Source organism: Ottowia sp. (assembly GCF_016703145.1).
Lineage (GTDB): Bacteria > Pseudomonadota > Gammaproteobacteria > Burkholderiales > Burkholderiaceae_C > Ottowia.
In genome coordinates, this window is sequence record NZ_JADJCO010000005.1 from 48,711 (window position 1) to 68,067 (window position 19,357).

General features: G+C 70.7%; 15 protein-coding genes and 1 pseudogene. 5 read left to right on the forward strand and 11 right to left on the reverse strand.

Annotated elements, in window-relative coordinates:
- Window positions 1–28 precede the first annotated feature (28 nt).
- The gene (locus IPG65_RS13300; RefSeq protein WP_293190338.1) at window positions 29–1,423 is read left to right on the forward strand and encodes a malonyl-CoA decarboxylase; all 1,395 of its coding nucleotides are present in this window, start codon (window positions 29–31) and stop codon (window positions 1,421–1,423) included.
- A gap of 63 nt (window positions 1,424–1,486) precedes the next feature.
- A complete protein-coding gene (locus IPG65_RS13305) occupies window positions 1,487–3,868 on the forward strand; it encodes a UvrD-helicase domain-containing protein (RefSeq protein ID WP_293190340.1) in 2,382 nt (793 codons plus the stop codon).
- A 97-nt stretch (window positions 3,869–3,965) separates the two neighbouring features.
- On the opposite strand, the gene IPG65_RS13310 is transcribed toward IPG65_RS13305, so the two are convergent.
- Genes IPG65_RS13310 through IPG65_RS13330 form a run of 5 tightly spaced genes read right to left on the reverse strand, consistent with a single transcriptional unit; the run spans window position 3,966 to window position 8,446 of the window.
- Window positions 3,966–5,339 carry a sulfite reductase subunit alpha gene (locus IPG65_RS13310; RefSeq protein ID WP_293190342.1) on the reverse strand — a complete coding sequence of 458 codons (1,374 nt, stop codon included), beginning with the start codon at window positions 5,337–5,339 and terminating at the stop codon, window positions 3,966–3,968.
- Entirely contained in the window at window positions 5,336–6,376 is a 1,041-nt protein-coding gene (locus IPG65_RS13315; RefSeq protein ID WP_293190344.1) for an FAD:protein FMN transferase, read from the reverse strand. The genes IPG65_RS13310 and IPG65_RS13315 overlap by 4 nt, the downstream gene beginning before the upstream one ends.
- Window positions 6,377–6,404: 28 nt before the next feature.
- Entirely contained in the window at window positions 6,405–7,211 is an 807-nt protein-coding gene (locus tag IPG65_RS13320) for a DUF4198 domain-containing protein (protein ID WP_293190346.1), read from the reverse strand.
- 23 nt (window positions 7,212–7,234) lie between these two features.
- Window positions 7,235–7,768, reverse strand: coding sequence for a DUF2271 domain-containing protein (locus tag IPG65_RS13325; RefSeq protein ID WP_293190348.1), 534 nt, complete (start codon window positions 7,766–7,768; stop codon window positions 7,235–7,237).
- A 36-nt stretch (window positions 7,769–7,804) separates the two neighbouring features.
- On the reverse strand, window positions 7,805–8,446 hold the full coding sequence (locus IPG65_RS13330) for a PepSY-associated TM helix domain-containing protein (RefSeq protein ID WP_293190350.1): 642 nt from the start codon (window positions 8,444–8,446) through the stop codon (window positions 7,805–7,807).
- 365 nt (window positions 8,447–8,811) lie between these two features.
- On the opposite strand from IPG65_RS13330, the pseudogene IPG65_RS13335 reads away from it, so the two are divergent.
- Window positions 8,812–9,679, forward strand: a pseudogene (locus IPG65_RS13335) (IS4 family transposase); the annotation flags it as partial.
- 355 nt (window positions 9,680–10,034) lie between these two features.
- Here the strand turns inward: IPG65_RS13335 and IPG65_RS13340 are convergent.
- From IPG65_RS13340 to IPG65_RS13355, 4 genes are read right to left on the reverse strand one after another with little or no spacing between them, the layout of a single operon-like run.
- Window positions 10,035–10,829, reverse strand: a complete 795-nt coding sequence (locus tag IPG65_RS13340) for a BPSS1780 family membrane protein (protein WP_293190352.1) — start codon at window positions 10,827–10,829, stop codon at window positions 10,035–10,037.
- Window positions 10,830–10,884: 55 nt separating this feature from the next.
- A complete protein-coding gene (locus tag IPG65_RS13345; RefSeq protein ID WP_293190354.1) occupies window positions 10,885–11,871 on the reverse strand; it encodes a homoserine kinase in 987 nt (328 codons plus the stop codon).
- Between the two features lie 4 nt (window positions 11,872–11,875).
- A complete protein-coding gene (locus IPG65_RS13350; RefSeq protein ID WP_293190356.1) occupies window positions 11,876–12,211 on the reverse strand; it encodes a hypothetical protein in 336 nt (111 codons plus the stop codon).
- Between the two features lie 58 nt (window positions 12,212–12,269).
- Window positions 12,270–13,655: an MATE family efflux transporter gene (locus IPG65_RS13355; RefSeq protein ID WP_293190358.1), complete on the reverse strand. Its 1,386-nt coding sequence runs from the start codon at window positions 13,653–13,655 to the stop codon at window positions 12,270–12,272.
- Between the two features lie 60 nt (window positions 13,656–13,715).
- Here IPG65_RS13355 and IPG65_RS13360 point away from each other — a divergent pair, with 60 nt between their 5' ends.
- Window positions 13,716–14,180, forward strand: a complete 465-nt coding sequence (locus tag IPG65_RS13360; RefSeq protein WP_293190360.1) for a MarR family winged helix-turn-helix transcriptional regulator — start codon at window positions 13,716–13,718, stop codon at window positions 14,178–14,180.
- Window positions 14,181–14,210: 30 nt separating this feature from the next.
- A complete protein-coding gene (polA, locus tag IPG65_RS13365) occupies window positions 14,211–17,015 on the forward strand; it encodes a DNA polymerase I (RefSeq protein ID WP_293190362.1) in 2,805 nt (934 codons plus the stop codon).
- 359 nt (window positions 17,016–17,374) lie between these two features.
- On the opposite strand, the gene IPG65_RS13370 is transcribed toward polA, so the two are convergent.
- Together IPG65_RS13370 and IPG65_RS13375 are read right to left on the reverse strand one after the other, a co-directional pair.
- Complete coding sequence (locus IPG65_RS13370; RefSeq protein WP_293190364.1) at window positions 17,375–18,283, reverse strand: 3-hydroxyacyl-CoA dehydrogenase; 909 nt, start codon at window positions 18,281–18,283, stop codon at window positions 17,375–17,377.
- A gap of 48 nt (window positions 18,284–18,331) precedes the next feature.
- Window positions 18,332–19,354, reverse strand: coding sequence for a class 1 fructose-bisphosphatase (locus IPG65_RS13375; protein ID WP_293190366.1), 1,023 nt, complete (start codon window positions 19,352–19,354; stop codon window positions 18,332–18,334).
- Window positions 19,355–19,357 lie beyond the last annotated feature (3 nt).

Here is a 19,357-nt window from a genome sequence, read left to right on the forward strand (position 1 = left end):
AGCCCGCTCTGATACTGCGCTGACAGCTATGGAAAACGAAGCAAACGACGATCCCGTCACACCCGCCGCGCGCCACGCCCCCAGCGTGCGCGAGCGCCTGGGCGCCATGCTGGAGCGCGGCGTCGACGCGTTCGCGCCCTGGGGCGCGCGCCGCACGCTGCGCGAGCTGCAGCACGTGCTGGATCCGGCGGTGAGCGAGGTCGAGGGCGGCCGCCGCGCGGCGGGCGTGGCCGGCTGGTACGCGCGCGCCACGCCCGAGCAGCGGCGCGACTGCTGGCTGTTGATGAGCGAGCAGTTCACGCCCGACGCGTCGGCCATCGAGGCCGCGCGCGACGCCTACGAAGCCGCGCGCGGCACCGACGAGGAGTCGCGCGCCGAGGTGCGCTTGCGCCGCGCCTTCACCGCGCCGCGCACGCGGCTGCTGCAGCGCTTCTCGGCGTTTCCCGAGGGCGTGCGCTTCCTGGTCGACCTGCGCGCCGAGCTGCTGCCGCACCTGAAGGGCGACAAGCGCCTGCTGGCGCTGGACGCCGAATTGGAGGAGCTGTTCTCCACCTGGTTCGACGTCGGCTTCCTGGACCTGCGGCGCATCAGCTGGGATTCGCCCGCCTCGCTGATCGAGAAATTGATCAGGTACGAGGCGGTGCACGACATCCGAAGCTGGGCCGATGCCAAGAACCGGCTCGACGAGGACCGGCGCTGCTACGGCTTCTTTCACCCGCGCATGGCCGGCGAGCCGCTGATCTTCGTCGAGGTGGCGCTGCTGCGCGACATGGCCGCCGGCATCGAGCCGCTGCTGGACGAGGAGGCCGCGCCGGCCGATCTGGACAAGGCCACGGCGGCGATCTTCTATTCCATCAGCAGCACGCAGCCGGGCCTCAAGGGCGTGAGCTTCGGCGACGCGCTCATCAAGCGCGTGGTCGAGACGCTGCGCGGGGAGTTCCCGCGGCTCAAGCTGTTCGCCACGCTCTCGCCCATTCCCGGCCTGCGCGCCTGGCTGGGCAAGAACGCCGCCGCCCTGCTGGAGGCCACGCCCGCGCGCGCCCGGCAAGCGCTGGCGCGCGAGATGGCGCTGCCCGCCGTGACCGCGCCCGAGCTGCTGGCCGCGCTGGACGGCGCGGCCGGGCTGCCCGAGAAATCCCTTTGCGCCCACTGGCTGCTGGGCGCGGCGGCGCAATACCTGGGCCGCGAGCTGGCCGGCGACGGCCGCCCGCGCGACGCCGTGGCGCGCTTCCACCTGGGCAACGGCGCGCGCGTCGAGCGCCTGAACTGGCTGGCCGATCCCTCGCCCAAGGGCCTGAAGCAGTCCTACGGGCTGATGGTCAACTACCTCTACGACCTCAAGCGCCTGGACAGGCACCGCGCCCAGTTGGCCCGGGGCGAGATTCCGGTGTCGGGCGCGGTCGAGGGCTTGCTGGCGTCCTGAACCGCGAGGCACGGGGAAAGCCACGCCGCTGGCTGGCGAGAGGGCGCTTCCTACAATCCCCGCATGCTTCCACCCACCGATGCGCCGGCCACGGCCGACTTGCCCCTCCTGGCCGGCCTCAACCCCGAGCAACGCGCCGCCGTCACCCTGCCGCCCGAGCATGCGCTGATCCTGGCCGGCGCCGGCTCGGGCAAGACACGCGTGCTGACCACGCGCATCGCCTGGCTGCTGCAGACCGGCCAGGTTTCGCCCGGCGGGGTGCTGGCCGTCACCTTCACCAACAAGGCGGCCAAGGAGATGCTCACCCGCCTGACCGCCATGCTGCCGCTGAACGTGCGCGGCATGTGGATAGGCACCTTCCACGGCCTGTGCAACCGCTTCCTGCGCGCGCACTACAGGCTGGCGGGGCTGCCGCAGGCGTTCCAGATCCTGGACCAGCAGGACCAGCTCTCGGCCATCAAGCGGCTCTACAAGCAGTTCGGCATCGACGAAGAACGCTTTCCGCCCCGGCAGACGCAATGGTTCATCGCCGGCTGCAAGGAGGACGGCGAGCGTCCGCGCGACGTGTCGGCGCGCGACGAGGAAACCCGCCGCAAGGTGGAGATCTACCAGCTCTACGAGGACCAGTGCCAGCGCGAGGGCGTGGTGGACTTCGGCGAGCTGATGCTGCGCAGCTACGAGCTGCTGCGCGATCACGACCCAGTGCGCGAACACTACCGGCGGCGCTTCCGCCACCTGCTGATCGACGAGTTCCAGGACACCAACCGGCTGCAGTACGCCTGGATCAAGATGATCGCCGGCCTGCCCGAGGAAGGCGGCGGCGGCGCCATCCTGGCCGTGGGCGACGACGACCAGAGCATCTACGCCTTTCGCGGCGCGCGCGTGGGCAACATGGCCGACTTCGTGCGCGAGTTCGGCGTGGCGCACCAGATCAAGCTGGAGCAGAACTACCGCAGCCACAGCCACATCCTCGATTCGGCCAACGCGCTCATCAGCCACAACACGCGGCGCCTGGGCAAGAACCTGCGCACCGACCAGGGCGCGGGCGAGCCGGTGCGCGTGGTCGAGGCGCCGAGCGACTTCGCCGAGGCCGAATGGGCGGTGGATGAACTGCGCCAGTTGCACAAGGGCGAGGGGATGCCGCGCGCCGAGATCGCCATCCTCTACCGCAGCAACGCGCAGAGCCGGGTGATCGAGACGCAGCTGTTCAACGCCGGCGTGCCCTACCGCGTGTACGGCGGCCTGCGCTTCTTCGAGCGCGCCGAGATCAAGCACGCCCTGGCCTACCTGCGCCTCTTGGAGAACCCGCGCGACGACACCAGCTTCCAGCGCGTGGTCAACTTCCCGCCGCGCGGCATCGGCGCGCGCAGCATCGAGCAGTTGCAGGATGTGGCGCGCGCCGCCGGTACCGCGCTGCACGACGCCGTGACCGACGTGCCGGGCAAGGCCGGCGCCAACCTCGCGGGCTTCGTTGCCCGCATCGACGTGATGCGCGAGCAGACCGCCGGCCGCACGCTGCGCGAGATCATCGAGCTGGTGCTGGACGCCAGCGGCCTGCTGGAGCACTACCGCGGCGAGAAGGAGGGCCAGGACCGCATCGAGAACCTGGAGGAGCTGGTCAACGCCGCCGAGAGCTTCGTCACGCAGGAAGGCTTCGGCCGCGACGCCGTGGCCCTGCCGGTGGACGAGTTGGGCCAGCCCCTGACGCAAAGCCCCGCCAGCCAGGGGCTCGATCCCGACGCGCCGGTGCTGGACACGCCGCTGTCGCCCGACGCCGAGACGGGCGAGACGCTGTCGCCGCTGGCTGCCTTCCTGACCCACGCCGCGCTGGAGGCGGGCGACAACCAGGCCCAGGCCGGGCAGGACGCGGTGCAACTGATGACGGTGCACGCCAGCAAGGGGCTGGAGTTCGACGCCGTGTTCATCACCGGCCTGGAGGAGGGGCTGTTTCCGCACGAGAACTCGCTCTCCACCCACGACGGACTGGAAGAGGAGCGCCGGCTGATGTACGTGGCCATCACGCGCGCCCGCAGGCGGCTGTACCTCAGCCACGCGCAGACGCGCCTGCTGCACGGGCAGACGCGCTACAACGTCAGCAGCCGCTTCCTGGAAGAGCTGCCCGAGGACGCGCTGAAGTGGGTCACGCCCCGGCGCGGCGGCTTCGCCAGCCTGGCGCCGCGGAGCGACCGTCCGCGCCCCGCGTGGGGCAGGAGCGGCATCCACGCCGATGGCGCCCCTGGGGCGCCGGCTCCCGCGCCGCCGCGCAAGGTGCCGCCCGCGCACGGCATCACGGCGGGCCGGAAGGTGTTCCACACCAAGTTCGGCGAAGGCCGGGTGCTGGCGGTGGAGGGCGCGGGCGATGACGCCAAGGCGCAGGTCAACTTTCCTCGCCACGGCGTGAAGTGGCTGGCGCTGGCGGTGGCCAAGCTGACGGTCGTGGAGTAGTCGGGGAGGACGGTCTCGGGCAGGCTGTTCTATGGTGTTTTTGGTCGATAGTCCGCGTGGATATTTGGTCGGAAGCTCTTGTTTTCGTAGCGTCCGACTAATACACGTCCCGCCGATACCGCCCCTCGCGCGCCAGCGCGGCCAGCCCGTCGTTGCCCAGGATGCGCCGCAGCGCGGCGTCCACGCCCTGGGCCATGCCGTTCAGGCTGCCGCACACGTAGATGGCGCCGCCGCGCCGGCGCACCCAGTCGCGCACCTCGCCAGCGGCTTCGTCCAGGCGGTGCTGCACGTAGATGCGCTCGGGCTGGTCGCGCGAGAAGGCGGTGTCCAGCCGCTGCAGGGCGCCGCTGGCCAGCCAGGCGCGCAGCTCGCCTTCGCACAGGAAGTCGTGCGCCGCCTGGCGCTCGCCGAAGACGAGCCAGCTCGGCCCCGTGCGGGCCACTGCGCGCGCGCGCAGGTGGCCGCGCAGGCCGGCCAGGCCGGTGCCATTGCCGATGAAGAGGATGGGCCGGGTGGCGTTGTCGCCCAGGCGTAAGGCGGAGTGCGCGCGCAGGCGCAGCGCCACGCTGGCGCCCACGGCGAGTTCCTCGGCCAGCCAGCGCGAGGCCAGGCCGGGGCTGCCGTCGGGCCGCCGGGCGACGCGCACCAGCAGCTCCAGCCGACCGTCCTGCATCACCGAGGCGATGGAGTAGCTGCGTGGGTGCCGGGGATCGGCGGGAATGCGCAGCTCGGCCAGGTCGCCCGGCTCCCAGGCCGTCATCCCGGGCGCCTGCAGGCTCAGGTGCACGATGGGTGCGCCCACGCTGTCCGGGTTGATCACCCGCCGGTCCACCAGCGTCCAGGGCATGAAGGGGGCGTCGCCGGTCCAGGCGGTGCCCGGGCCGGTCTGGGCGATCAGGGACAAGCCCTGCTGCCAGGCCCGCAGCGCCGCCGCGTCGCCGTTGTCCATGTCGATGCGCTCGAACAGGGGGGTGGCGCCGGCCGCGCGCAGCCAGTGGTCGAGCGCTTGGCCGAAGCCGCAGAACCGGGCGTACTCGCGGTCGCCCAGCGCCAGCACGCCGTAGTGGAGGTGCGCCAGCGCGGCGCCGCCGGCCCGCTGGCAACGCTGCCAGAAGTCGGCGGCGTTGTCGGGCGCGTCGCCCTCGCCATAGGTGCTGGCCACGAACAGGGTGCAGCGGGCGCGGGCCAGTTGCGCGTGGTCGAGCGTGTTCAGGGGCAGCAGGCGGACGGCGCTGCCGGCGGCGTGGAGCACGCGCGCCGTCTCCCGGGCCAGGCTTTCGGCGTGGCCGGTCTGGCTGGCGTGCGCGACGATGATGGGCGCCTCGCCGGAGCGCACGGCCGACAGGGCGTCGGCCTCGTCCGCCGCCGTGCGGTGGCGCCTTCGCTCGCGCAGCCAGATGGCCAGGCACAGGGCGGCATAGAGCGCGAGGGCCAGCGCCGCCAGCGCGAGCCGCGAGGCGTGGGGGGTCATGACAGCGCGCGGTAGGCCGCCGAGGCCGCCAGGCGGGGGCCGGCCGGCGTGCGCAGGCTGAACAGCGCCGCCACGTCGCGCGCCTCGGCGAAGGCCATGCCCTCGTCCGGCCCCAGCACCGTCAGGACCGTGGTCAGCGCGTCGGCGTGCATGCATTCCGGATGCACCGCGGTGACGGCCGTCAGCGCGTACGCCACCGGCTGGCCGGTGCGCGGATCGATGGTGTGCGCACAGCGGCGGCCGCCGTGCTCCCAGGCGTGCCAATGGTCGCCCGAGGTGGCGACGGCCTGTTCGCGCAGGACCAGCGGGGCCGGCGCCGGCGCGGCGCCGTCGGCGCTGGCCGCGACGGCCACCCGCCAGGGCTGTCCATCCGGCCGCTGCCCGGTGGCGCGCAGCTCGCCGCCGACTTCCACCAGGCCGTCGTGCCAGCCGGCCTGGCGCAGGCTCTCCAGCACCAGATCGACGGCGAAGCCCTTGGCGATGCCGGAAAAGTCCAGCTGCGCGCCGCCGGGCTGCCAGGCCTCGCGCGTGCCGGGGCGCAGGGCCAGGCGCGCGTGGCCGACCCGGGGCAGGGTGGCGGCGATGGCTGGCGCGGACGGGGGCTGGTGCGGGCCGGCGGCGTGCGGGCCGAAGCCCCACAGCGCCACCAGCGGCGCCACCGTGGGGTCGAGCGCGCCGCCGCTGTCCCGGGCCCACGACAGCGCGGCCTGGAGCACGCGAAAGAACTCGGGCGCCAGCACGTGCCACGTCCCGGCGGGCGCGCGGCCGAACCGGGCCAGGTCGGAATCGGGCTCCCAGTGGCTCATCTGGCGCACGACGCGCGCGAGGCACTCTTCCACGACCTGGCGCGCCTCGTCCAGGGGCCGCATCCCGGGGTTGCCGAGGCGCACGCGCCAGGCCGTGCCCATGGACCGGCCGGCCAGGGTGTGCAGCGTGTGCGGGTCCGGCCGCCGCGGCACCGCCCCCGGCGCATAGGCCGGGTACGCCGCTGCGTATCCGGCGGCGGGCAGCGTCAGGCGGGCCTGGTAGCGAAGCATGCGCGGGCGTGGGAGCGGGGACGAGGCGTCAGGGCAGCACCTCGACGGTGGCGACGTAGGACAGGCGGCGCTCCTTGGCCGGTGCGGCCGAGGTCTTGCCGTCCTTGGCGGACACCTCGATCCAGTACAGGCCCGCCGCCGGCCAGGTGACGCTGAACCGGCCCTGGGCGTCCGTGGTGGCCTTGACCGGGTCGGTCTGGTTGCGGTAGCGCGTGCCGTCGGCGATCACCTCGACTTCGATCCCCGGCGCCGGCTTGCCGTCGACGTGCAGGACGAACGTCGCTTTCTCGCCCTGAACCAGGTCGGCGGGGGAGGTGACCGGCACCAGTTCCAGCCCGTGGTTGATGGGCTGGAGCGCGCTGGGCTTGCCGACCGTGACGAAGGTCTCGATGCGACTCACCGACTCGGTCACGGCCAGATCGACGGCGTCGGCGGGGACCTCGGCGGCCAGCTTGTCGGGCGTGCCGCGCCAGCGCTTGGTCTGGCCGGTGGCCCTGTCCTTGTAGCTGGCGTTCAGGCTGGCGTTGGCGACCGCCAGGCGGTAGGTGCCGGGCTGGGTCAGGTTGAGGTCGAACACCGTGCGCAGCTTGCCGCGCGACACGTTCTCGGGCTGCACCGTGCCGCCGTCCGGCGCGGTGACCGCCAGCTTCTCGATGTTGAGGGGGAAGTGGTTGAAGAAGAACAGGTCGTTGGAGACCGCCGCATCGACGGTGATCCACTCGGCCTTCGACAGGACGGTGCTCGACGGCTTGAGCCACACGTTGTGGGCCTGGGCGTGGGACAGAAGGCCGCACAAGGCGGCCGCGCAGAAGGTGAGGCGATAAGCGATTCGCATGGCTGGGATTCCTTGGTGATGGATCAGGGTTTGAGGTCGAGGGTGATGGCGCCGAGTTCGCTCTTGCCCTGGTCCTTCAGGGACACGGGGGCCTTGGCGGGCCAATCGAACGGGACGGTCACGACTTCGCGGCCGCCCGATTCGCGCGAGGCCTCCACCACCAGCTTGTAGCTGCCCGCCGGCAGCTTGGGCAGAGGGCCGGTTCCTTCGCTGAAGGCCAGATCGTGCCGGCCGGCGGGGCGGGTGGGGCCGGTGATGCCGTCGATCGGGACGCTCAGTTCGCGCCCCGTGCGCCGCCACCATTGGCGCATGTCCTTGAGCCACTTGACGCCCTCGTTGTCGCGCTTCTTGACCTCGTACCACACGGCCAGCGTGCCGGCGACGGCGTTGTCCGCCCGCTCCAGCCACGCGGCCACGTAGGGGCGGTGGTATTCGGCGACGTCCAGGCGGGGAATTTCGACGCCGATGTTCAGCCCGGCCGCGAACACGGCGGGCACGACGCCCAGGCCGGTGCCCAGCGCCAGGCTGTAGCGGGTCGATGCGATGGCGGATGCCATGGGTATTTCTCCTTCGGTTGGGTGGGGGTGAAATCGTCAGGAATGGATGAACAGCAGGGCCAGCAGCAGCGGCACCAGCAGCCCGAGGCCCACCATGGGCCAAGTGAAGGGCCGGCGTGCGGCATGCATCTTCAGGATGAACAGCCCCGTGACGCTGAAGACCAGGCAGGCCACGGCAAGGATGTCGATGAACCAGCGCCAGACGGCGCCGGTGTTGCGGCCCTTGTGCAGGTCGTTCAGGTAGGAGATCCAGCCGCGCTCGGTCAGCTCGTACTCGGCCTGCCCATCGGCCAGTCCGATCCGCAGCCAGGCGTCGCCTCCGGGGCGCGGCAGGGGCACGTAGATCTCGTCCTGCGACCATTCGGCCTCATGGTCGCCGATGTCCACGCGCCACTGCTGCCGGGCCCATTGCCGCAAGGCGTCGGGTACCGGGCCCTGCTGGCCGGCGCCCCGGGCCTGCGCGGCCAGCGCGTCGCGCAGCGCAACGGGCACCGTGGCCCCGAGATGGGTGACGCGGGGCCTGGCCTCGATGTCGGCCGCGTGGTTGAGCGTGAAGCCGGTGACGGCGAACAGCAGCATGCCGACGAGGCAGATGGCCGAGCTGACCCAATGCCATTCGTGCAGTGTCTTGAGCCAGTAGGCCCGGCGTTGGGAAGTGTCGTGCTGCTTGGCGTGCATCGATTCGCGTTACGGAAAACCAGCCGCGACCATCGACCGGAAAAGGTTGTCATTCGGGGTTGGCACTCACGCGAACTGACGCCGTGGTGATTGGCTGAATTTAGTAGAGAATGATAATCATTTTTATTCTCATGCGAGCCAGTATTGACGTTCAGGCCGAGATCCGCAGCCCTTCCGATGCGCTTTGGCAACGATTTGGAGGCGAGCGCCGCGCGGTGGTGTGCTTGAGTTCCGGGCGCGCCAAGGCGTCCGCGGAAGGGGCCGGTGTCGCGGCAGCCGGCCGGCAGGCTCTAGATGCAATACTGTTCAGATAGACAAATGGCCAGCATAATTCGGCTCCATCCAATCCATGGAGGACGGAGCCGATGGCAAGAACGCGCAAGGTACTGCCGCACCAGGTCGATGTCGCCCACCTGATCAGCACAGGTGTACTGGCAAGCGTGTGTTCGAGGCCTCTGATCGACGAGGTGCTGGCCGAGACAGGGCGAGGCAGTCAGCGCAATCGGCTACCCCACAGCCGTACGCGGCCAGAGCGCCTTCCCGCAGGCGCGCCTGCTCGGCCTGGTCGAGTGCGGCACGCACGCCATCGTGGCCGCCGGCATCGCCGCGTACGCACGCAGCGAGAAGGCGATGGCCACGGAACTGCTGCCGGGCTGGCTGCGCAAGGACATGTTGGTAATGGCCGACCGGGGCTTCTACAGCTTCAAGCTCTGGGCGCTCGCTTGCGACAGCGGCGCCACGCTGCTGTGGCGCGTGAGTTCCAACATCAAGCTGGCGGCGCAGCAGGTCCCGCCCGATGGCTCGTACCTGAGCACCGTCTTCGACAGTGAAGACAGCGCCCGGCGGCATGGCCGCACGGTGCGCGTCATCGAGTACACGCTGCGCGACTTGGCCGTCCCCACAAAGGACAGCTACCGCCTGGTGACCACTTTGCTCGACCCCGAGCAGGCGCCCGGCCAAGAATTGGCGGCGCTGTACCACGAGCGCTGGGAAATCGAGGCCGTCTTCGACGAGCTCAAGACGCACCTGCGGCAGGGTCGGCGGGTGCTGCGCAGCAAGACGCCCGATCTGGTGAAGCAGGAACCGTGGGGGCTGCTGCTGGCGCACTTCGCCATCCGCCAACTCATGGCACAAGCGGCTTGGCAGCGCGCACTCGACCCGGATCGCCTGAGCTTCAGCCACGCGGCGCGCGTGATCAAACGCAAGATGCCGCAAGCCGCGGCCGTTCCCCCTGAGCGCCTCGAAAGCTGGCGTGAGTCCCTGCTGGCCGAGATTGCCCGTGGTCGCTGCGTTAGTAGCCGCGGACGCCTCAACCCGCGCGGAGTCAAGCGCAAGATGAGCAGCTTCACCGTCCGCCATCGCGGCGCGTTGCTCCACCAGCGACATCAGCCCACGCCAGTACTGCGTATCTGAACAGTATTGGGACTAGTGCGCCGACACGGAGATATCGAAACATGAAACCGCGTCTTTGCGCCCAGGGCGGCGTTGCAAATCCTCGCGATACCGCCCGGTATCGCCGCGGTTCGCGCCTTGCCCTGAACGCAAATCCATCGGTTTCATTGTGTTCCGATATCTCCGTGCCGGCGTACTAGATGGGCGAGGGTTCGGCCGGGTCGGCCGCTTCGGGCATGAAGCTGTCCCGGAAGGTGAACCAGAGCGAGACGAAGAACATCGCGCCGATCACCAGCCCCGTGGGCAGCAGGCCCGCCGCGGCGATGGCCGCGCTGCCCGTGACGGCCGTGAGCACCAGCAGCACCAGGCCGGCGCCGAAGGACATGGCCATCCACATGGCACCGAACAGCAGGAACGCGCGGGTGTTGCGCAGCACGGCGACCAAGCTGAAGAACAGGCTCTTGACCGGGGACACGGCATGCCAGTGCACCAGCGCCGGCGCGTGCCAGAACGCCAGCGACAGGGGCAGGTACAGCAGTGTGGTCACCCACATGGCGGTGCGGAAGCGCGGGTCCATCACCAGCTCGCGCGTGACGCCGTCGCCGCCCAGGTAGACCTGCGCGAACTGCCCGCCGTCGATCAGCGACGAGATGCCCATGACGATCATGACGCCCACGGCGTACAGTGCGCCCAGCACCAGCATGGCGCGCGTCTGCCGCGGCCCCTGGCGGAAAGCGGTGAACAGGATGACCGGCATGGGCGCGCGTCCCTCGTCGGCTTCGCGCGTGGCGGCCATCAGGCCCAGCGTGGCGGCGGGCATCAGCACCAGGGCCAGCACGCCGCCCACCCACGGCACCATGGCGGCCAGCGACATCAGCAGGATGAAGATGCCGAACAGGCTGCCCAGGGCCAGTGGTTGGCGGAAGAAGGTGCGCACGCCGTCGCGCACCCACCGCGTGCCAGTCCGCGCAGGGACGATCCGCAGTTTCATCGGGCGGCCTCCGCCATTGCAGGCTGCGGCGTTCGCGTGGGGAAGGCCCGGTGGCTCATGGGCACAGCGGCTCCGCGATGCGCTGGCGCAGCACGCGCTCGAAGTGCCGGGGGTCGTGCGGCGTCAGCATGCTGGCCGCGCGCGGCAGGTGGAAGTCCCACAGGCGCGAGACCCAGAAGCGCAGCGCGCCGGCGCGCAGCAGGGCGGGCAGCAGGCGCCGCTCGGCGCCGGTGAGCGGGCGCACCGACTGGTAGGCCGCCAGCATGGCCTGCGTGCGCGCCGCGTCGGCACGGCCGGTGGGCAGGTCGATGGCCCAGTCGTTCAGCGCCACGGCCAGGTCGAACAGCCAGGTGTCGACACCGGCGAAATAAAAGTCGAAGAAGCCGGTGAGGCGTGGCGCATCCGGCTTGCCATCGAACATCACGTTGTCGCGGAACAGGTCGGCGTGCACCGCGCCGCGCGGCAGGGCGGCGTAGGCCGAGCTGGCGGCGACGTGGTTCTGAAACGCCAGTTCGGCACGGATCAGCGCGGCCTGCGCGGGTGTGAGGTGGGGCAGCACCACCGGCACGGTCTCGTTCCACCAGGCGAGGCCGCGCAGGTTGGGCTGGTGGCGGTCGAAATCGCGCGCCGCCAGGTGGGCGCGCGCCAGCATCTCGCCCACCTGCGCGCCGTGCGCGGGGCCGGGCGCCAGCTCGCTCCTGCCGCGCAGGCGGTTGACCAGGGTGGCGGGCTTGCCGCGCAGCGTGTGCAGGATGTCGTCCTCGCCGGCGCCGATCCGCGTGCCCGGCAGCTTGGCCAGCGGCTCCGGCACCGGCACGCCGTGGCGCGCCAGGTGCTGCATCAGGTGCAGGTAGAAGGGCAACTGGGCGTGCGTCAGGCGCTCGAACAGCGTCAGCACCCATTCGCCCTCGGGCGTGGTGACGAAGTAGTTGGTGTTCTCGATGCCGCCCTCGATGCCGCGCAGCGCGCTCGCGTGGCCCAGGCCCAGCGAGTGCAGCAAGGTGCTGGCCTCGCCCTCGGAGACTTCGGTATAGACCGCCATGCAGTCAGAAACTCAGAACTTTCCAGGTGCGTTGCCCCGCGCTGCCGGGGCCGGCCTCGGGGCTTTGTAGGCGCGTGGCGTCGGCCGGGCGCACGTCGTAGGCGGGCACGGGGGCCTTGGGCTGCACGGTGATGCTCTTGGTTTCGCCGCCGGAGCGCACTTCGTCCACGCGGCTGCCGGCGTCTTCCACGTGGATGTGCTCCACGCGCTGCGTGCGGCGGTCCAGGGGCGTGGCATCGCGCACGGCCGGGCCGGCGGCGTCGGGCTGGGCCCAGGCGCCAGCCCCGGCGCCGAGGGCCGCACCCAGCAGGACGATGCGGCAAAGACGGTGGACTTGCATGGGCCGATTGTAGGCCGGCGCGGCGTTCATGGCGGGCGCTGGCCGGGGAGGAGGGCGGTCACCGCGGGCCCCACGGCGTGGATTTGACGAACGCCATCGTCGCCAGGCCATAGGCGGCCATGCCCAGTGCCACCAGCGCAAAAATGGTCCACGCCGGTGCCGCGGCGCTGGCCAGGGCCACGCCACCGGCGGCCACCACCACTAGCCGCAGCGTGCCAGCCATGACCGGGCCCGCCGCCTTGCCAGCCGCCACCGACGAGAAATACAGCGACAGGCCCACCCCGAACAGCGCGTAGCACGGCCCCGCCCACTGGAAGTACGACGCGGTGGAGGCCAGCACTGGCGCGTCCTGCGTGAACAGGCGGGTCCACACGTCAGGCCACCAGGTCACCACCAGGCCGATCGCCCCCAGCATCGCCCCGGCCATCGCCGCGGCGGTCCAGGCCACCCGGCGCGCGCGCGCCGCCTGGCCGGCGCCCATGGCCATGCCCACCAGCGGCACCGAGGCGACGCCCACCGCGAAGGCAATGGGCACCAGCAGGAACTCCAGCCGCGTGCCGATGCCGTAGCCGGCCAGCGCCTCGGGGCCGAACTGCGCCACCAGCCGCGTCAGGATGAGGATCGTCAGCACCGTCTGCAGCGGCGAGATGCAGGCCACCGCGCCCGCCTGGAGGATGGTGCGCAACGTTTCCATCCGCACGGGGGTGCGCCGCAGCGGCAGCTGGATGCCGGCGCGACCCGCCAGCAGCCAGGCCAGCAGCGCCGCCGCCCCGACGCCATAGGCCACGACCTGGCCGGCGGCCACGCCGCGCATGCCCAGCGCGGGCAAGGGCCCCCAGCCCAGCCCCAGGGCGCCGCTGATGACCACCTGCGCGACCGAAATGAGCAGCAGCGCGACCGACGGCACCGTCATGCGCCCCGCGCCCCGGATCACCGACGACAGCGTGTTGACCACCCACACGAACACCGACCCCAGGAAGGCGACCTGCCCATAGGCCACCGCGTGCCGCAGGATTTCGCCCTGCCCGCCGAGCAGGGCGTAGAGCGCCTCGCCCAGCACCAGCATCGCCAGCATGTACAGGCCGCCGCCCGCCACCCCGATCCACAGCGCATGCACCGCCAGGGCGTTGGCCCGCTCGGTCTGGCCGGCGCCCAGGGCGCGGCTGATGGTGGACGACACGCTGCTGCCCATGGCGCCCGCCGACAGCATGGACTGCATCATGACCATGGGAAACACCAGCGCCAGGCCGGCCAGCGCGCCGGAGCCGAACCGGCCGACGTAGATGGTTTCCGACACGCTGGCCAGCGCCGCCGCCAGCAGGGCGCCCATGTTGGGCAGGGCAAAGCGCACCAGCAGGGGCAGCACCGGCGCGGTGATCAGCGTTTGCGTGCGGTCTGCCGCGGCAGCCTGGGCCGGGCCGGCGGTGGAAGAAGCGGATGGCATGCGGTATCCTCGGTTCTGGAGTTCTTTGTATCTGCAACGATTGTATATACAAATAAAGCGATGGCCCACACGTCCGCATCACCCCAGGGGTGTACCTATTTCAAGCTGCGGCAACTGCTGCGCAGCGTGTCGCGCCTGTACGACGCCGAGATCGGCCAGGCCGGGCTCAAGGGCACGCAGTTCTCGCTGCTGGGGTACGTGCTGGCGCTGGGGCCCGTCAACCCCGGCGAACTGGCCGAGCGCATGGGCCTGGACGGCTCCACGCTGACGCGCAACCTGCGCCTGCTGCAGGAGCAGGGCTGGGTGCGCCAGGGGCCCGGCGCCAACGCGCGCGAGCGGCGGGTGGAGATCACGCCCGAAGGCCAGGCCAAGCACGCCGAGGCCCGGGTGCACTGGAAGCGCGCCCAGCAGACGCTCAACCAGGTCCTGGAGCCTGGCGAGGTGGCGCACCTGCACGCCGCCATGGACCGCGCGCAAGCCCTGCTACACGACCGGGAACACGGCGGCGCCGACCCGGCCGCCTGACGCGCGCCACCGGGCGGGCACAATGCCGCCATGCAAGAAACCGCCCCCGAAGCAGCCCCTTCCACCCCCGCGCCGGACGCGCCACCGCGCCCCCTGTTGCTGCTGGTCGATGGTTCCAGCTACCTGTACCGCGCCTACCACGCCCTGCCCGACCTGCGCGCCAACCCGGGCGATCCGGCGAGCCAGCCCACCGGCGCCATCCGCGGCATGATCAACATGCTGACCGCCCTGCGCAAGGACTACCCGCACGCGCAGTACGCCGCCTGCGTGTTCGACGCCTCGGGCCCCACCTTCCGCGACGCCATCTACCCCCGCTACAAGGCGCAGCGCGCGCCCATGCCCGACGACCTGCGCAGCCAGATCGCGCCGATCCACGAGGTGGTCGGCCTGCTGGGCTGGCGGGTGCTGGCGGTGCCCGGCGTCGAGGCCGACGACGTGATCGGCACGCTGGCCCACGCGGCCGAGGGGCAGGGCATGGAGGTCGTCGTCTCCAGCGGCGACAAGGACCTGGCGCAACTGGTGACCGAGCACGTCGCCATCATCGACACCATGAGCGGCAAGCGGCGCGACCTAGCCGGCGTGCAGGCCGAGTTCGGCGTGCCCGCCTCGCGCATGCTGGACTACCAGACCTTGGTGGGCGACGCCGTGGACAACGTGCCCGGCGTGGACAAGGTCGGCCCCAAGACCGCCGCCAAGTGGCTGGCCGAATACGGCTCGCTCGACGCCATCGTGGCCCATGCCGGGCAGATCAAGGGCGCGGCGGGCCAGAACCTGCGCCAGGCGCTGGACTGGCTGCCCACCGGGCGCGAGCTGCTCAAGATCCGCACCGACTGCGACTTGGCGGGGCACGTCGAGGGTCTGCCAGCTATGAATTCAATAGCTGCCGGCGCAATGCAGGAGCCGGCCTTGGCCGATTTCTATGAAAAATATGGTTTCAGGACCCTGGCCAAGGGCCTGAAAAAGCCCGCGCCCGCGCCAGCCCCGGCCGCCGACCTGTTCACCGACGCGCCCGCCGCCTCGCACGCGGAAGGCGGCGGCGTGCGCTACGAGACGGTGCTGGACTGGCCCGCCTTCGACCGCTGGCTGGCCCGCATCGAGGCCGCCGAATTGACCGCGCTCGACACCGAGACCACCTCCCTCGACGAGATGCAGGCGCGCATCGTCGGCCTCAGCTTCAGCGTGGCGCCGGGCGAGGCGGCCTACATCCCGCTGGCCCACACCGGCCCCGACGCGCCCGAGCAACTGCCCATGGACGAGGTGCTGGCGCGCCTCGCGCCCTGGCTGGAGAACCCGCGCGCGCCCAAGCTCGGCCAGCACGTCAAGTACGACCGCCACGTCTTCGCCAACCACGGCATCGAGGTGCGGGGCTACGTGCACGACACCATGCTGCAGAGCTACGTGCTGGAAGTGCACCGGCCGCATGGACTGGCCAGCCTGGCCGAGCGCCACCTCGGCCGCGGCGGCGTCAGCTACGAGGACCTGTGCGGCAAGGGCGCGCACCAGATCCCCTTCGCCCAGGTGCCGGTGGACAAGGCCGCCGAGTATTCGTGCGAGGACTCCGACCAGACGCTGGACGTGCACCTGGCGCTGTGGCCGCGCCTGGAGCAGGACGAGCGCCTGCGCGCCATCTACGCGCTGGAGGTGCGGTGCAGCGAGGTGCTCTACCAGATCGAGCGCCACGGCGTGCTGATCGACACCGCGCTGCTGCGCAAGCAGAGCCACGAGCTGGGCCAGCGCATCGTCGCCCTGGAGCAGCAGGCGCACGAGCTGGCCGGCCAGCCCTTCAACCTGGGCTCGCCCAAGCAGATCGGCGAGATCTTCTTCAACAAGCTCGGCCTGCCCGTGGTCAAGAAGACCGCCACCGGCGCCCCCAGCACCGACGAGGAGGTGCTGGAGAAGCTGGCCGAGGACTACCCGCTGCCCGCCCGCATCCTGGAGCACCGGGGCCTGTCCAAGCTCAAGGGCACCTACACCGACAAGCTGCCGCAGATGGTGGACGCTGGCGGGCGCGTGCACACGCACTACGCGCAGGCCGTGGCCGTCACCGGGCGGCTGTCCAGCAACGACCCCAACCTGCAGAACATTCCCGTGCGCACCACCGAGGGCCGGCGCATCCGCGAGGCCTTCATCGCGCCGCCCGGCCACGCCATCGTGAGCTGCGATTACAGCCAGATCGAGCTGCGCATCATGGCCCACCTGTCGGGCGACGCGGCCCTGCTCAAGGCCTTCGCCGACGGCCTGGACGTGCACCGCGCCACCGCCGCCGAGGTGTTCGGCGTCGCGCCCGACCAGGTGAGCAGCGAGCAGCGGCGCTACGCCAAGGTCATCAACTTCGGGCTGATCTACGGCATGAGCAGCTACGGCCTGGCGCGCAACTTAGGCATCGACAACACCGCCGCGCGCAACTACATCGAGCGTTACTTCGAGCGCTACCCGGGCGTGCGGCGCTACATGGACCAGACCGTGGCCTTCGCGCGCGAACACGGCTACGTCGAAACCGTCTTTGGCCGGCGCCTGACCCTGCCGGAGATCAAGGGCGGCAACGGCCCGCGCCGCGCCGCGGCCGAACGCCAGGCCATCAATGCGCCGATGCAGGGCACCGCGGCCGACCTGATCAAGAAGAGCATGGTCGCGGTGCAGCAGGCGCTGGAAGCCGAAGGCCGCGCCAGCCGCATCATCATGCAGGTGCACGACGAACTGGTGCTGGAAGTGCCCGAGGCGGAGATCGACTGGGTGACGGCCGAAGTGCCTCGCCTGATGGCCGGCGTGGCCGCCCTCCAGGTGCCGCTGGTGGCCGAGGTCGGCGTGGGGCCGAACTGGGAGCAGGCGCATTGAGCCTAGAAACGGCAGTTGACCGCGCTCGCTATCGTCAGGAGCGCCGCATGAACACTGACTTCGCCGCTTCAACGACCCGCACCTGTTGGGTGAGAGCGCTACGCACCCGCCAGCACCGCGCTCGCCGCGCCATGCGGCGTTGCTCGTCCTTGCAGGCATCAGCCTGCCGCGTCCTCGCGCCTTGCCTGCCACGCCGATCACGGCACTGGCGGGCGCGTTCAACTGCCGTTTCTAGGCTGAGTGGCTTCGGATTTCAGGTCAAATCGGCCTGAAGCCCGCGCCAGATATATGCTGAAAGCTATTGAATAAATAGCAAACGAGGTGGCCTGGGCCACCTCGTTCACGTTGGGGGACGGGGCTCAGGCCCGCAGGTAGGCCAGGCCGGTCAGCCGGCCCTTGCCTTCGTAGACGACCTGGCCTTCGCCCGGACGGTAGAGGTCGGCCACCTGCACCGCGCCGCCAATCAGTTCGGTGATGAAGGCGCGGCGGTTGGGCAGGTCCAGCGCCAGGCCAATGGCCTCGCGCAGGTTCGACAGCAGGATCTCGTGGTCCACCGCCTTGCCGTCGCGGACCTTGGCGCGGTTGAGCGTGTTGCCCTTGGGCGGGTCGCCCCGGTCGGTCCAGTAGAGGGTGTCGGTCTGCTCGTCCCAGTCCAGGTCGATGGGCTCGGGCAGCTCGCCCAGCAGCGTCTCGATGTCGGTGCGGCGGGCCGGGTCGGCGCCGGCGGGCAGCGCCAGCGGCGCGCGCACGATGCGGCCTTCGTTGCCGTTGGGCTTGCCCTTCAGCGTCCAGTAGATGTAGCCGCCCTTGGCATCGACGGCGACACCCACGCAGTGCCGCGTGGGGTCGGTCCGGTCCTCGCCGGCGCCGGTCTGCACCAGCGTCGTCAGGTCCGAGCCGTCGGGGCGGCAGCTCATCACGCGCATGCCCTCGCGGTCGCACCAGTAGAGGCGGCGAGTGTGCTCGTTGAAGGTGATCTGCTTGCCCGTGGTGAAGCTGCCGACGGGCACGATCACCTGGCGGTCGCTGCCGTCGTAGTTGCAGCGCTCGACGTGGCCGTCGTTCTCCCAGTAGTCCTCGCCCACGCGCACGAGGCCCATGTAGCTGATGAAGATGTGCCGGCCCACCGGATCGACGGCCACGCCGTCGGGAGCGGATTCCAGGCCCTCGGCGAGGGTCTGGAGGTCGGTGCCGTCGGTGCCCATGGACATCACGCGGGATACCCTGCCCAGGCTCAGGAAGATCAGGCGGTCGGAATTGGTGCTCACTTGGTTTTGTCTCCGGAAGGATGTGTGGTTGCGGGCGCGGGATTCAGGTCAGGCCGCAGGCGCCGCCTCGCGATGGTAGCGCGTCACGCGCTCGACCTCGTTCCTGCTGCCCAGGATCACGCTCACGCGCTCGTGCAGCTGGCGGGGCTGCACGTCGAGGATGCGCTCGCGGCCGTTGGTGGCGGCGCCGCCGGCCTGCTCGACCAGCCAGCCCATGGGGTTGGCCTCGTACATCAGGCGCAGCTTGCCGGGCTTGTGGGGCTCGCGCTTGTCCCAGGGGTACATGAAGATGCCGCCGCGCGTCAGGATGCGGTGCACGTCGGCGACCATGCTGGCGATCCAGCGCATGTTGAAGTCCTTGCCGCGCGGGCCTTCACGGCCCGCCAGGCATTCGTCGACGTAGCGCCTGACGGGCTCGTCCCAGTGGCGCATGTTGCTCATGTTGATGGCGAATTCCTGGGTGTCCTCGGGAATGCGCAGGCCCTCGCGCGTGAGCACGAAGCTGCCCTGCTCGCGGTCGAGCGTGAACACGTCCACGCCGTCGCCGACGGTAAGCACCAGCGTGGTCTGCGGGCCGTAGACGCAGTAGCCGGCGGCCACCTGCTGGCGGCCGGGCTGCAGGAAGTCCTGCTCCTCCACGCCGCGGTCGTCGTCGGGCATCTTCAGCACGCTGAAGATGGTGCCAATGCTGACGTTGACGTCGATGTTGCTGGAGCCGTCCAGCGGATCGAACAGCAGCAGGTATTCGCCCTGCGGGTAGCGGTTGGGCACGACGTAGATGCCTTCCATCTCTTCCGAGGCCATCGCCGCCAGGTGGCCGCCCCATTCGTTGGCCTCGATCAGCACCTCGTTGGCGATGATGTCCAGCTTCTTCTGCACTTCGCCCTGCACGTTCTCGCTGCCGGCGCTGCCGAGCACGCCGCCCAGCGCGCCCTTGTTGACGGCGTGGCTGATGCTCTTGCAGGCGCGCGCCACCACCTCCAGCAGCAGGCGCAGCTGGCCGGGGATGTGGCCGTCGACGCGCTGCTTCTCGACCAGGTGGCGGGTGAGGGAGATGCGGGTGTTCTTCATGGT

What these genes read in the sequence shown, in the direction of transcription:
- IPG65_RS13300 (WP_293190338.1), top strand. Translation starts at nt 29, where the DNA reads ATGGAAAACGAAGCAAACGACGATCCCGTCACACCCGCCGCGCGCCAC.
- IPG65_RS13305 (WP_293190340.1), top strand. Translation starts at nt 1,487, where the DNA reads ATGCTTCCACCCACCGATGCGCCGGCCACGGCCGACTTGCCCCTCCTG.
- IPG65_RS13310 (WP_293190342.1), bottom strand. Translation starts at nt 5,339, where the DNA reads ATGACCCCCCACGCCTCGCGGCTCGCGCTGGCGGCGCTGGCCCTCGCG.
- IPG65_RS13315 (WP_293190344.1), bottom strand. Translation starts at nt 6,376, where the DNA reads ATGCTTCGCTACCAGGCCCGCCTGACGCTGCCCGCCGCCGGATACGCA.
- IPG65_RS13320 (WP_293190346.1), bottom strand. Translation starts at nt 7,211, where the DNA reads ATGCGAATCGCTTATCGCCTCACCTTCTGCGCGGCCGCCTTGTGCGGC.
- IPG65_RS13325 (WP_293190348.1), bottom strand. Translation starts at nt 7,768, where the DNA reads ATGGCATCCGCCATCGCATCGACCCGCTACAGCCTGGCGCTGGGCACC.
- IPG65_RS13330 (WP_293190350.1), bottom strand. Translation starts at nt 8,446, where the DNA reads ATGCACGCCAAGCAGCACGACACTTCCCAACGCCGGGCCTACTGGCTC.
- IPG65_RS13340 (WP_293190352.1), bottom strand. Translation starts at nt 10,829, where the DNA reads ATGAAACTGCGGATCGTCCCTGCGCGGACTGGCACGCGGTGGGTGCGC.
- IPG65_RS13345 (WP_293190354.1), bottom strand. Translation starts at nt 11,871, where the DNA reads ATGGCGGTCTATACCGAAGTCTCCGAGGGCGAGGCCAGCACCTTGCTG.
- IPG65_RS13350 (WP_293190356.1), bottom strand. Translation starts at nt 12,211, where the DNA reads ATGCAAGTCCACCGTCTTTGCCGCATCGTCCTGCTGGGTGCGGCCCTC.
- IPG65_RS13355 (WP_293190358.1), bottom strand. Translation starts at nt 13,655, where the DNA reads ATGCCATCCGCTTCTTCCACCGCCGGCCCGGCCCAGGCTGCCGCGGCA.
- IPG65_RS13360 (WP_293190360.1), top strand. Translation starts at nt 13,716, where the DNA reads ATGGCCCACACGTCCGCATCACCCCAGGGGTGTACCTATTTCAAGCTG.
- polA (WP_293190362.1), top strand. Translation starts at nt 14,211, where the DNA reads ATGCAAGAAACCGCCCCCGAAGCAGCCCCTTCCACCCCCGCGCCGGAC.
- IPG65_RS13375 (WP_293190366.1), bottom strand. Translation starts at nt 19,354, where the DNA reads ATGAAGAACACCCGCATCTCCCTCACCCGCCACCTGGTCGAGAAGCAG.